Raw genomic sequence first — 13,685 nt, 5'->3', positions numbered from 1 at the left:
TAGTGTTTTAGTTATGGAAGAAATCCCTACGGAATTTTTATTATGAAAATTCCGTAGGGATTTTGTCGTTAACTAACCAACTAAAAAACTGTTAACTAAAACACTGAAAAATTGCATTACAATTTTTCTACATTCCTAAAATATCTTTAAGATTTCTAACATTTTTTCTACTTATAGGTATTTCAGAGTTATCATCGTCATTCATTACAAGTTTATATGTTCCGTTAAACCAAGAATACAGCTCTTTTATATTATCTAAGTTAACTAAATAACTTCTATGAGATCTAAAGAGATTTGTTCTATCTTCTAATTTATACATTGTAAAAGGAGTAGGGTAAATTTGCTTTTTGGTTTTTACATAAACTTTTTCATTTTCCACATAGCAATAATATATTTCACTTATAGGAACTAATATAATTTTTCCATGCTTTTCACAAGGTATTTTATTTACTGTAGTAGTTTTTTTATAAGTATCATTAGAAAGGATATTTGCTTTTTTATTATAAAGTCTATTAATAGTAGAAAAAATTCTTTTTTCATCAAAAGGTTTTAAAATATAATCTAGAGCTTCCACTTCAAAAGCATTTACAGCATACTCATCATAGGCTGTAACAAAGATAATATCAATGTTTTTGTTAAATATTTTTATTTCTTTTGCTAACTCCATTCCGCTTTTTAAAGGCATATTAATATCTAAGAACACTACATCCGGATTAGTAGATTTTATTAAATGAAGACCACTTTCACCATCATGAGCCATATCTAATACGTTTATAAAACTATATTCATTTAGTGTATATTTTAATTCCTCTGCAGCTGGAAGTTCATCTTCCACTATAATACAGTTTATATTCATCATATTCTTACCTCCTTAGGTATGAAAAAACATATTTTAGTACCAATATGGTGTGCGCTTTCAATATTAAGTTTACTATCATTGCCATATAGTAATCTTAATCTTTCATTAACGTTATTTAATCCGATTCCTGGATTATTGAATATATTTTTTAATACATCTTCATCCATGCCAACACCGTCATCTTCCACAGAAAAATAGAGTTTATCTTCTACACATTTTACTATGACATCAATATTACCTCCAGAAGGTCTTAGAAGTATACCATGTTTTATGGAATTTTCGATTAATGGTTGAAGTATAAAAACAGGTACCATACATTCCATTAATTCTTCAGGTATATTAATATTTACCTGAAGTCTAGTTCCAAAGCGTGCATTTTCTATGGATAAATAGGAGTTTAAAAAATCAAGTTCTTCTCTAAGTGTTAAAAATTCTTCTTCTCTTTTTAAAGTTCTTCTAAAATAATTTGATAAGTTTATAATTAACTCTTTTGCCCTTAAAGGGTTTGTCCTACAAAATGAAGCGATGGTATTTAATGCATTAAATAAAAAATGAGGATGGATTTGTGCTCTAAGGGCCTTATATTCTGCCAAGTAAGCTTGCTCAACAGCTTTGTTTAAATTATACATTCTTAATTGAGTAGAGAGTAATTTACTTAATTGCTTGGTAAATTGAATAAAATATTCATCCATATGTTTTTCAGCTTTCATATGAAGTCCTACAACCATTTCCAGTTTTTCTGTTTCGTATATAGGTATGCAGAAAAATATTTCTTCCTTATAATTTTCTATTAAAAATATACCTTTATATTCCCGGGAAATATAATATCTTTGTAGTACTGATTTTAGTACATCTGTACTTAGTGTATTACCATAGGAAGCAAGTATTCCCTCAAGGTTTCCGATAAATACTCCTTTATAGTTGTTACTTTCATAAATTATCCTAGCTATTTTTTGTGAAGTTTCTTCATTAAAACCTTGCTTTAAGTAATTAAGAGTCTTTTCTGCTATTAATAAAGCTTTTTCAGCTTGAAGAGCTCCAATTTTATTATATTGATCTATGGCATTGTTAGTTATATTTATAAAAATTACAACGCCAATTGAATTAATCAATATCATTGGAAGAGCTATAATTTTTTCTAATTCTAAGGCTTGGTCAAAAGGTCTAGTAATTAGTAGTATTATAAACATTTGAAGTAATTCCGCTATTAGAGCTGTAAAAAAACCTAACTTAGGATCTAATTCTTTCTTTTTGGATAAAACCTTAGCTAGTCCACCACATAAACCCTCAACTACTGTTGATATTCCGCAAGCCAAAGCAGTAAAGCCTCCTATAGAGTGTCTTTGGAATCCTGAAATTAATCCAACAACTACACCCACAAAAGGACCGCCAACATATCCAGCTGTTATTGCGCCTATAGGTCTTGTGTTAGCTATGGCGTGATTTATTTCCACACCTGTATAGGTTCCTAAAATAGATACAATAGTAAAAAAGATAATAAGAATTAATTTATAACCTATGGAGTTATTAGAAAATGACTTTTTATAAAAAACTATCTGATTAAAGATATACGCTGATAAAGCTATTAAGGACATACTTTGAAGAAGTTGTATATATATCATTAAAGAACACCTCGTAAGTTTTATTTATACTACATATTATTACATAAAACTATTATTATATAAACTGCCTTTGACCTAATATTTCTACAATTCAGCCTGATGTTTTGACACTTCACCCGTATCTTTTAACATCTGGAGGAGAAAACCTATGTAAAGGTATTCAATTTCAGTATAATTCCAAATATAAAGAATTATTAGGGGGTTGGTTAAATGATATCATTTATAATTTCATTAATTGCTCTAGTGGTGGGATATTTTATTTATGGAAAAATTGTAGAAAAAGCTTTTGGAGCAGATGAGAAAATAACTACACCAGCAATAAGATTAGAAGACGGTGTTGATTTTGTGCCACTACCATGGTGGAAAATATTCTTAATTCAATTCTTAAACATAGCAGGATTAGGACCTATATTTGGAGCTATAATGGGAGCTATGTTTGGACCAGCGGCATTTTTATGGATAGTGTTTGGATGTATATTTGCAGGAGCGGTTCATGATTATTTTACAGGAATGCTATCCATTAGACATGATGGAGCAAGTGTTCCTGAAATAGTAGGGAAATACTTAGGAAATGGCGTTAGACAGTTTATGAGAGTATTCTCCGTTATATTATTAGTACTTGTTGGTGTTGTTTTCGTTACAGGGCCTGCAGGACTTTTAGCAGGCTTAACACCTGAAAAGTTAGACAAAACCTTCTGGCTTTATGTAATATTTGCATATTATATACTAGCTACATTAGTACCAATAGATGCATTAATAGGAAAAGTTTATCCGATATTTGGAATTTGCTTGCTTATAATGGCTGTGGGAGTTGGAGGAGCTCTTATAATAAATGGTTATCAAATACCTGAAATAGTTCCATCAAACTTAATTAATATGCATGGAAAGGCAGCAACTACGCCATTATTTCCAGTATTATTTGTTACCATTGCCTGCGGTGCAATTTCAGGGTTCCACGCAACTCAGTCACCATTAATGGCAAGATGTATTACCAATGAAAAGCAAGGAAGAGGGATATTCTACGGATCCATGATTGCAGAAGGTATTGTAGCTTTAATATGGGCAGCAGCTGCAATGAGTTTCTTTGGAACAGGAGCAAATGATGGAGTAGCGAAGTTAAATGAGGCTATGGCAGCTAATGGAAATAATGCAGCTTGGGCAGTTAATGTTATATGTAACTCACTTCTTGGAAAAGTTGGAGGAGCATTAGCTATCCTTGGAGTTGTTGCATGTCCTATAACCTCTGGAGATACAGCCTTTAGAAGTGCAAGACTTACTATAGCTGACGCAATAAATTATAAACAAGAGAAAATAAAAAATAGATTAATTATAAGTATACCATTATTTGTTGTAGGATTTGCTTTAACTAAGATTGACTTTAACATTATTTGGAGATACTTTGGATGGTCTAACCAAGCATTGGCTACAGTTGTGCTTTGGGCATCTGCAGTATATTTAACTCACATTAAAAAATCCCATTGGTTAGCTTCGGTTCCAGCGGCCTTTATGACAGCAGTAAGTATAGCCTATATAATAGTAGCGCCAGAAGGATTTGGACTACCGTCTTCCATAGGAAATATAGCTGGATTAATTGGAATGGTAGCCGTGTATGGAGTATTCTTATCTAATGCAAATAAAGGTAAATCAATAAACGATTCTAAAGCTGTTTAATTTATAAAAATTGCGATGCAAAACTAAAAAGTGCATCGCAATTTTTTTATTATTGATTTTTTATTTAACATGGTATACTTTAAGAAATAAAAAGAGGTGAGAATTATGAAGATATTACATACTGGAGATTGGCATTTGGGCAAATATTTAGAGGGGTCTTCTAGGCTCCAAGAACAGGAAAGATTTTTAGAGGATTTCGTAAAAATAGTAGAAGACAATGAAATTGATTTAGTAATGATAACTGGAGATATATATGACAACAGCAATCCTCCAGCTGCAGCGGAAAAATTATTTTATAGAGGTATTAAAAACATTTGTAAAAATGGTGAGAGAATAGTTTTAATAATAGCAGGTAATCATGATAATCCAGACAGATTAATAGCATCAAGCCCTTTAGCCTTTGAACAGGGAGTTATAATTATAGATAAACCAAAAACTGCAATTGAAACAGGAGCATGTGGCAAGCATAAGGTTGTAGAAAGTGGAGAAGGGTATTTCGAAATAGATATTTGTGGAGAGAAAGCGGTGATAATAGCACTACCTTTTCCAAGTGAAAAAAGATTAAATGAAGTACTTTCTATAAGTATGGAAGAAGAAGAGGCAATGCAGGGGTATAGTGAAAGAATTAAGCAATTATTTGATGAAAGAAAGCTTAAGTTTAGAGAAGATTCTGTAAATATTGTGGCATCTCATTTATTTGTTATAGGTGGTGAAGAGAGTGGCTCTGAAAGAGCTATTCAATTGGGAGGTAGCTTAGCTGTAAGAGCTTCAAGCTTTCCGGAAAATGCTCAATACGTTGCACTAGGGCACCTTCATGGCGCACAAAAGATAGATGGAGGTAATAATATTTATTATGCAGGCTCTCCTCTTCAATATAGCAAAAGGGAAGTAAATCAAAGCAAGGGATGTTACATAATAGATGCAAAGCCTGGCAAAGCTCCTGATATAAGTAAGGTACTTTTTAAAAATTATAAACCAATTGATATATGGAAATGCAAAAATGTTGAAGAAGCTATTCAAAAATGTAAGGATAATGAAGGAAGAGAATCCTGGGTTTATTTAGAGATTGAAACGGATAGAATTATAGAGCAAGAAGAAATGAGAATTATGAAAAGCTACAAAAATGATATTTTAGAAATTAAGCCTGTAATAAAAGGAGATTCAAGGGAGGATGAGGACAACTTATCTGTTGGTGATGAATCCGTTGAGGGCCTATTTAAAGAATTTTTCATTCATAGAACTGGTGTAGAGCCTACAGAAAAGTTAATGAATACTTTCATGGAAATATTATATGGCGGGGAGGAAGAAGAGTTATGAAGCCTAAGTTACTTAAAGTTAAAGGACTAAATAGCTTTTTAGAAGAGCAAAAAATAGATTTCTCTAAACTTACGGAGAAAGGACTTTTTGGGATTTTCGGACCTACAGGTAGTGGGAAATCTACTATTTTAGATGCTATAACTCTTACTTTATATGGTGAAATAAGCAGAGCCTCTAAAAATGACAAGGGATTTATAAATACCAATACAGATTATACTATTGTAAGTTTGGAGTTCGAAATTGGTGAAGGAGTTAATAGAAAAACATATATTGCTGAAAGAAATATTTCTAAAGATAAACAAGGGGCTTATAAGACAAAGCAGGTAAGATTACTTTTAGCAAAGGGCGAAGATAGGGAGGTAATAGCTGAAAAGGCAACGGAAGTTAACAAACATATAGAAAACACCATTGGGCTTAGTCTAGATGATTTTACTCGTTCTGTAGTTCTTCCTCAAGGGAAATTTAGTGAGTTTTTAAAACTAACTGGCACAGAAAGAAGAAATATGCTGGAGAGAATTTTTAACTTAGAAAAGTATGGCCGAGAGCTTACAGAAAAAGTGAGATTAGAAAGAAACAAAAACCTTTCAAAGGAAGGCAAAATAGAGGGAGAATTAAAGGCCTATGAAGGGGTAACAGAGGAAGGATATAAAGCTTTAGCTCTTGAAATAGAAGAAATAAAAAAAGAGAGAGAAGAAATTAAAGAAGAAAAAAAGAAAAGTGAGGAAAAATTTAATAAATATAAGGAAGTATGGAACCTTCAACAAGAATTAGTTTCATATCAAAGAGTTTTAGATCATTTGAAAGAAAAGCTAGGGGAATATGAAGAAAACAAGGTAAGGGTAGACAAAGGACAAAGGGCAAATAATATAAAAGGGGAAATCTTAAGTTTTAATGCTACTGGAAAAAAATTAAAAGATAACAAAGAAAATTTGATAATTGTTGAAGAAGAAATTATTAATTTAGAGAGTAATTTAAAAATAAATAAAGAGAATTTTAATAGAGCAGAAGTAGAAAAAAATACAAAAATTCCTGAGCTTATTAAAAAAGAAGGTGAATTAGAACAGGTTATTAAAATCATAAGTCACATAGAAAAACTTAAAGAGGAAAGAAAAGGTTATGCGGAAAAGTGGAATAGCTTTAAAAGGAATATTGAAATAAAGGAAAAAGAGCAAAAAAATATTAATGACTTTATAGAAAATATAAAAAAAGAGTTAACAAGCAATGAAGAGGTAATAAGCAAAAATAAAGTGGAACCTAACTTTAGGAATAAGCTTCAGTTAGCTATTGATGTAGAAAAAGAATACAAAATATTGTGTAGAGATATAGAGGAATTAGAACTTCAAATAGAAAAAGGTAGCAAAATTATAATTAAAAACGAAGAGGAATTATTAAAAAGTGAAGAGCTTATAAAAGAAAATGAAGAAAAACTTAGTAGTTTTAGACAGAACCTTGAGGACTTAAAGTCACCTGGAGATAATAGCTTAGTTAATGAAAAACAAAAGTCATTGATAGAAGATAAAAATAACTTATGGAATTTGAAAGAAAAAATTACTTTGAAAAAAGGGATTTTAAGGGAATTAGAAGAGGTTAAAAATTTTAAAGAAATAAAATTTAAAGAAGAAGAAAATTTAGAGAAAACTCTAGGAAAACTTAAAGAAAATGAAGAAACACTAAAAAAGGAAATAGATAAAATTCTAGAACAAAATCGAGCCAGTGCACTTGCTAAAGATTTAAAGGAAGGGGATCCTTGCCCTGTGTGTGGAGCTACTCACCATGAAGCATTGGCTTTAGAAATAGAAGATTCTTTTTTAAATGTTAAGGAAGAGGAATATAAATATACTTTAGAACAAATTAAAGCCCTAGATGAAGAATTAAGGGATTTAAAATTTGAAATTGCCAAAGCAAATGCTCAAGAAGAAAGTTTGGTAAAAGGGTTAAATATATATAAAGATGTAGATGTAGAGGTAAATATAGAGGGGTTAATTGAAAAATTAAAAAATAGAGAAAAAGAAATTGTAGACCTTGAAGAAAGTATAAAAAACTATATGGGTGAAAGGGATAGATTTAACAGTAAAATTCTTGAGATAACTGAGAAGCTTGGAAAGATAAATAGCTATCATTCTTCTCTTTATTCGCAGGTTTTAGGAGAAAAGAAAAATAAAACTGAAAAAGAAGAAAAACTATTAGAAAAAAGGGGAGTTTTCTTAGAGAAGGAGAAGGAATATTTAAAGTCAAAAGAAGAACTTAAGGTGGAAAACTTATTAGTAAAAATGAGTGAAGTACAGGAAAGAGAAAAGAAAGTTCAAATTTTAGAGGAAAAAAATCACCTGTTGAAAAAAGATATGGAAGAAAAAGAAAGTAAGTTGAAACTTCTTATGGATGAAACAAATATTTTTATGTTACAAAAACAAGAGGTGGAAACTAGAGGAAAGGCTTTAAAGGAGCAAATTGATGAAAAAATAAAAGAATGTAGCGAAAAGTATTCCGGAGAACACCCTGAAAAGGACTTAATACAGGTTCAAAATCTTATAATTTTCATAAATAAAAATTATGAGGACTTAAAAGAAAAATATGAAGAAACTAACTCTAAGTTAATAGAAATTTCTAAGAAAAAAGAATCTTTTATTAGTGAAAAGTTTACTCTTGAAAGCCTGCAAAAAGATCAACTTATGAGAATTAATGTTTTATTAGAGGAAAATAATTTTCTATCTATTGAGGAAGTAATGGAGTATTCTTTAGAAGAAAATCTTGTAGAAAATCTCAAGAAGGATATTAAAGACTTTGAAGAAAAGTATGCCATTGCAAGAAGCAATGTTGAAGCTTTAAGATTAAAGTTAAAGGGTGAGAGTATAGCAGAAGAAGAGTATAAAGAACTAGAAATTCATCTTATAAAAATAACTAGAGAATTAGAAGAAAAGCATGATGCATTTGTAAAGAAAAGTGAAAACTATAGAGAAATGAAAGAAAAACTAGAAAAGTGCAAAGATTTATTAGAGCTAAGGGGAAGGATACGAGAAAGATTAGATACTATAAATCAAATAGATAAATTAATTCAAGGTAATAGATTTGTGGAATACGTAGCAAAGCATCAATTAAAATATATAGCGAAAGAAGCCTCAAAAAGACTAAAGAGTATAAGTAGAGATAGATATAGTTTAGAAATTGATGAGGAAAGCAACTTTATAATTGTTGATGATTATAATGGGGGAGAAAGGAGAAATACAACAACTTTGTCTGGAGGGGAAACTTTTCTAGCCTCTTTAGCGCTAGCCTTAGCACTTTCATCTCAAATTCAACTAAAAGGGAATGCGCCTTTAGAGTTTTTCTTTCTAGATGAAGGTTTCGGTACATTGGATTCAGAGTTACTTGACATTGTTATGTCCTCACTGGAAAGACTTCATAACGATAAATTATCTGTAGGAATCATAAGTCACGTAGAAGAATTAAAGCAAAGAATCCCAGTGAAATTAATAGTAACTCCATCTAAACCAGGAGAAGGCGGAACTAAGGTTAAGATAGATTATTAGTTTTTTAGATTTTTAGTGTTTTAGTTAAGGGGAAAAATTAAAAAACTCCTCATATTAACTTTGTGGTAAGGGAAAGCTAAGGTTAAAACTTTAGAAAAGAAGGGGATAACATGCCAGGTGCTTGGACCCATATACTATCATCAAGTGAAATAATGAATAAATTAAATGAGGATAAATATAAAAAAGTATTGAGGGAAAACTTGAAACTATATCAGCTTGGAGCGCAAGGGCCAGATATATTTCTCTATTATTGTTATCTTATTCCTAGTAAACATAAAAGGGTAGAAAAGCTAGGTCAAAGGCTTCATACTGATAAAACTAGAGATTTTATATTATACTTTATATACAAACTGAAAGAAATTAAGGATTATAAAGAATTTAATACACTATTTTCTTACGTAATAGGATATATAACCCACTATGCATTGGATACCTGTATGCATCCTTACATATATTATTTTGGTGGAATTTATCATGCTGAGCTTCCTGAAAGTAAAAAATATGATCATTATCATAGGGAGCTGGAGACTATCATTGGATTAATTCAACTTGAGAAAAAAAGAAAAGAAAATCCATATAAGGTGCATTTACATGAAGAGATAGACATAGGTAAAAATGTTCCTATTATAGTAAAAGACACTTTGAAAAATGCTATAAAGAGTGTGTATAGCTTAGAAATAAAGAATTATTTAGTAGACTATTGTTATAAAGACATGAAAATGGGAATGAAGTTTTTGACAGATCCTAATGGAAAAAAGGAAAATTTATTTTGGATTATGGAAAAATTTATTGAGAAAACAAGTGGTGCTAAAGTACTACTAAATCCAAGGAAAATTAAAGATGACAAGGATTATTTAAATAAAGAGCATAAACAGTGGAACCACCCCTCATCATTAGATGAAATAATCAATGCAGATGCAGAAGAACTTTATTATAAAGGAATAGAAAGAGCCTTGGTTTTAATTGACTCTGTTATAAAATATTTAGAAAATGAAACAAGTGAGGAAGAATTGAAAGAATCAATTCCGAATTTATCCTATGAATCAGGAAAACCTTTAGAAGAATACAAAAAAATGATATATTTTGATTGTATCTTTGAGAATAAAAATGATATGTAATATTTGTGAGCCATTTCGCTACAATAAGAAGTTCTAAAATTTATTTTATAAAATCTCCTAATGCTGACAAACTCCCTTCGGTCAAACATGTACAGCATTTTAACGGATTTTTTCTAAAATAAATTAAGAACTTCTAAATTTTGCTCAAATGCATACGGCACATTACATATCATTATACCTACTTGCTACAATATTTCACTATTAAATCCAATGTTGCGAGTATTCCATCCATATGGGTTCTCTCATATCCGTGGGAGGCAAACACGCCAGTACCAATAAGTCCGGTTTTAATATCCCAACCAGCACGTAAAGCGGCAGAAGCATCGGAACCATAATAAGGGTATATGTCTACCTTGTAAGGTATATTATATTCTTTGCAAATATCTATAAGCTTTTTGCGCGTTTCTAAATCATAGGGACCAGAGGAATCTTTTGCACAAATACAAACTTCATATTCCGATGAATTTTGTTCCAGTCCAGGAGCTCCCATATCTACAGCTATAAATTCCTTTGTGTTTTCTGGAAGGGCAGAGGAAGCACCATGACCAACTTCTTCATAATTGCTTATAAAAAAGTAAGTGTTATATGGAAGTTCTATAGAATTTTCTTTTAAATATTTTATTGTATATAAAAGTATGGCGGCACTTGCTTTATCATCTAAGTGTCTGCTTTTTACAAAGCCACTAGGTGTAAAAATAGTTCTTGTATTAAAAAATACAAAATCCCCTACATCGATGCCAAGTTTTTTACTATCTTCCTTTGAAAAGACCTTTTCATCAAGCATTATTTCCATATTGTCAGGAATTCTTTTCAATTCACGGGCTTCATCTCCACTTATATGCACAGAAGGCTTAATGCTTTGAATTGTTCCAGTATATTGATGACCTTCTAAGGTTTCTACTATACAATTTTCACCTTCAATAGAATTCATCATATACCCACCAATGGTAGAAAAGGAAAGAGCACCACTGGATTTAACTCCCTTTACCATTGCACCTAGTGTATCAATATGAGCTGAGAATACTCTACCATAATTTTTGTTTTTTCCTTCAAGTGTAACTATAACACAACCTTTATTTGTTACTGAATATGGAACTTTTAAAAGATCTAATTCTCCTTTTATGTAATTCATTACTTTTTCAGTACAGCCACTAGGGCTTGGTATGTTTAAAATGCTGTTAAGATAATTTTTTATTTCATCAATATTGTAATTCAAAATAACCACTCCTCTATGTAAAGTCATATTTATTATTTTATCACTAATTTAAAGAACAAAGAACAGAAGAGGACAATTAATAGTTATAATTAAAAATTAACAATGAACAATTAATAATTTAGGATAAAATTCATGCTGAATTTTTGAATTAGGCTATGTTAAAGGATATTGTTCAATAACACCTATGTTGCCTTACGAAAATTATGCGACGCAACTGTTGAAAATACCTATATTTTCTGCGAAGTAATGAAGATATATAGATATTATGGTATAATTTTCATGTGAATTAAATAACAATTGTAGTATATGGCGAAGGTAGAAAATTTAATGTATACTTCAAAACGTGAGGTGAAGAAATCGTGACAGACAAAAAAATCATAGTACAATTTACGATGCTGACATTTTGCATAGCCTATCTTGTTTCAGGTGCTTTGATTGCTCTTGGGCAATTCGGATTTTCGGTTCACTCTTCGATTCAAGAATCGTTACAGCACTTAGGGATGAATATTCCTTTTGCAATCTATATTTTGTCGCCTGCTATTGCTTCATATATCGTTTTGAAGAAAAATAACAAAATAGCAGATTTTAAGGAATGGTTGAAAACTGTTTTTTATGCCAAAAATAACATAGCTCTTTATTTGTTCGTTGTTGCAGGGCTTGCGCTGTATTTTTTGATACATCTTGCAGTTTCAGACCGCATCGAAATGGTACTTCCATTTTATATGTTCTTCCTTGCCCTACCTGGCAATCTTATTATCGGTGGCTTGGAGGAAGCTGGCTGGATGTACATATTTCAGCCTGGGCTTGATAAAAAATATGGTTTTGTTTTATCTTCCGTTTATGTTGGAATCATTTGGCTTTTGTGGCATATCCCTCTCTTCTTTATTCCGGGGACGGGTCACTATGAGGGCCACATTGACTTTGGGATGTTTGCAGTTCAAATCATTGCGTTTCGGTTTTTATACGGGGCAATCTACAAAATATCAGGCAAAGGCCGTGTGTTTATGTGCGTATTATGCCACACCATGTTCAATGCGGCAAGCTACGCATTTGGCATACCGCCTACGACTTGGGCGGGAACCATTGCCGCAAATGCTTTGATTGTTCTTGTTTCAATTGTAACCGTTGTGATATACGACAAAAAGAACAGGCGAATAGTATAAGCATTATCTTCAATCACCTTATACTAATAAGGTGGATGAGCAAGTACAGAATTGCCTGTACATCAGACCGCTGCGGCTATCCAGCAAGTCAATGGCCGAGTAGTATTTTGCAGCTGCAAAATCTCTACTCTTAAACCCTTTGATTGGCTGGATTTTTGCCGTGCCATTGCACTGCCGACAACAGGGAACAGGATAAAATCCTGCCCTAAGAAGTTGTGAAGACTTTCTAAACTGGTGTTCCTTAGATTAATATAATCAAAGAAATTCACTTAGGAATTTCCTCCTTCATTGTTAATTTATAATTATAAAATTATTACTTATAAATTGTACCCATACATTTGATTTAATGACGCATAACCATATAATAGTAAGTAAAGATACATAACGGAGGGGATTTATATGGAAAAGGGATTAGGATTAAAATCTAAAACTTATGAAATGGTGCAAATGGGGCTAATGATAGCATTAACTTGTGTATTGACCATGTTCGTAAAAATACCGAGCCCACTAGGTTATACCCATGCAGGCGATAGTATGGTATTTTTAGCAGCAGCATTATTTGGAAGTAAAAAAGGAGCCTTTATTGGAGCGACAGGTATGGTTCTAGCAGATATATTATCAGGATATGCCGTTTGGGCAGCGCCAACATTGATAATAAAAGCAGTAATGGCATACATTGCAGGAACTATAGCCTATAGAGAGGAATACAATGGAGAAAATTTCAAAAACAACCTTATAGCATTTATATCAGCAGGACTTTGGATGATAATAGGATATTACTTAGCTAGTGTTGTGTTAAGTAAATATGTATTTACTCCTGATGTAAATATTACTGAAGCTTTTATCATTGGATTAAAAGAAGTACCAGGCTATATAGTACAAGTTGTAGCGGGAATATTAATAGCTATGCCTTTAATTAAAAAGTTGAAAAAAATAGTATAATCATATTGCGTAGTATTTAATATGGTGGTATAATTATAAAAAATTAATTGAATAAAGTGGTTCGGATGAAGGTAGCAGGAGAGTGGCTTATGCCCGCCGAAGATGTAAATCTTTCAGGTGCCATTAGTGGTGAGGACTGTTATCGGACGAAACTCTGGAGAGACTCTTTTTAGAGCACCGAAGGAGCAAGTTGGAGAAATCCAGCGAAACTCTCAGGTAAAAGGACAGAGAATGTGAAGTAATCCAGAGA

Annotated in this window: 9 protein-coding genes and 1 riboswitch; of the genes, 6 read left to right on the top strand and 3 right to left on the bottom strand. The window is 31.6% G+C overall.

Annotated features, from left to right (window positions below; translation table 11 throughout):
• Window positions 1–127 precede the first annotated feature (127 nt).
• Both ABDZ69_RS10595 and ABDZ69_RS10590 read right to left on the bottom strand, forming a co-directional pair.
• Window positions 128–859, bottom strand: coding sequence for a LytR/AlgR family response regulator transcription factor (locus ABDZ69_RS10595; protein WP_343769420.1), 732 nt, complete (start codon window positions 857–859; stop codon window positions 128–130).
• Window positions 856–2,481 carry a LytS/YhcK type 5TM receptor domain-containing protein gene (locus tag ABDZ69_RS10590; RefSeq protein ID WP_343769418.1) on the bottom strand — a complete coding sequence of 542 codons (1,626 nt, stop codon included), beginning with the start codon at window positions 2,479–2,481 and terminating at the stop codon, window positions 856–858. The genes ABDZ69_RS10595 and ABDZ69_RS10590 overlap by 4 nt, the downstream gene beginning before the upstream one ends.
• Before the next feature lie 210 nt (window positions 2,482–2,691).
• On the opposite strand from ABDZ69_RS10590, the gene ABDZ69_RS10585 reads away from it, so the two are divergent.
• From ABDZ69_RS10585 to ABDZ69_RS10570, 4 genes are all read left to right on the top strand, one after another.
• Window positions 2,692–4,152, top strand: coding sequence for a carbon starvation CstA family protein (locus ABDZ69_RS10585; RefSeq protein ID WP_343769417.1), 1,461 nt, complete (start codon window positions 2,692–2,694; stop codon window positions 4,150–4,152).
• A gap of 105 nt (window positions 4,153–4,257) precedes the next feature.
• Window positions 4,258–5,469, top strand: coding sequence for an exonuclease SbcCD subunit D (locus ABDZ69_RS10580; RefSeq protein WP_343769416.1), 1,212 nt, complete (start codon window positions 4,258–4,260; stop codon window positions 5,467–5,469).
• Entirely contained in the window at window positions 5,466–8,996 is a 3,531-nt protein-coding gene (locus ABDZ69_RS10575) for an AAA family ATPase (protein ID WP_343769414.1), read from the top strand. Before ABDZ69_RS10580 ends, ABDZ69_RS10575 begins: the two co-directional genes overlap by 4 nt.
• Window positions 8,997–9,106: 110 nt before the next feature.
• On the top strand, window positions 9,107–10,114 hold the full coding sequence (locus tag ABDZ69_RS10570; RefSeq protein ID WP_343769412.1) for a zinc dependent phospholipase C family protein: 1,008 nt from the start codon (window positions 9,107–9,109) through the stop codon (window positions 10,112–10,114).
• Between the two features lie 178 nt (window positions 10,115–10,292).
• Here ABDZ69_RS10570 and ABDZ69_RS10565 read toward each other — a convergent pair whose 3' ends face one another.
• Window positions 10,293–11,330, bottom strand: a complete 1,038-nt coding sequence (locus tag ABDZ69_RS10565; protein WP_343769411.1) for a M42 family metallopeptidase — start codon at window positions 11,328–11,330, stop codon at window positions 10,293–10,295.
• A 359-nt stretch (window positions 11,331–11,689) separates the two neighbouring features.
• On the opposite strand from ABDZ69_RS10565, the gene ABDZ69_RS10560 reads away from it, so the two are divergent.
• Window positions 11,690–12,493: a CPBP family intramembrane glutamic endopeptidase gene (locus ABDZ69_RS10560; protein ID WP_343769409.1), complete on the top strand. Its 804-nt coding sequence runs from the start codon at window positions 11,690–11,692 to the stop codon at window positions 12,491–12,493.
• A gap of 399 nt (window positions 12,494–12,892) precedes the next feature.
• Window positions 12,893–13,435: an ECF transporter S component gene (locus ABDZ69_RS10555; RefSeq protein ID WP_343769407.1), complete on the top strand. Its 543-nt coding sequence runs from the start codon at window positions 12,893–12,895 to the stop codon at window positions 13,433–13,435.
• 144 nt (window positions 13,436–13,579) lie between these two features.
• A riboswitch (glycine riboswitch) is annotated at window positions 13,580–13,673 on the top strand.
• Window positions 13,674–13,685: the final 12 nt, after the last annotated feature.

The sequence above is a fragment of the Clostridium malenominatum genome, assembly GCF_039521365.1.
Lineage (GTDB): Bacteria > Bacillota > Clostridia > Clostridiales > Clostridiaceae > Clostridium_AW > Clostridium_AW malenominatum.
This window is presented reverse-complemented; position numbering and strand designations above follow the sequence as displayed.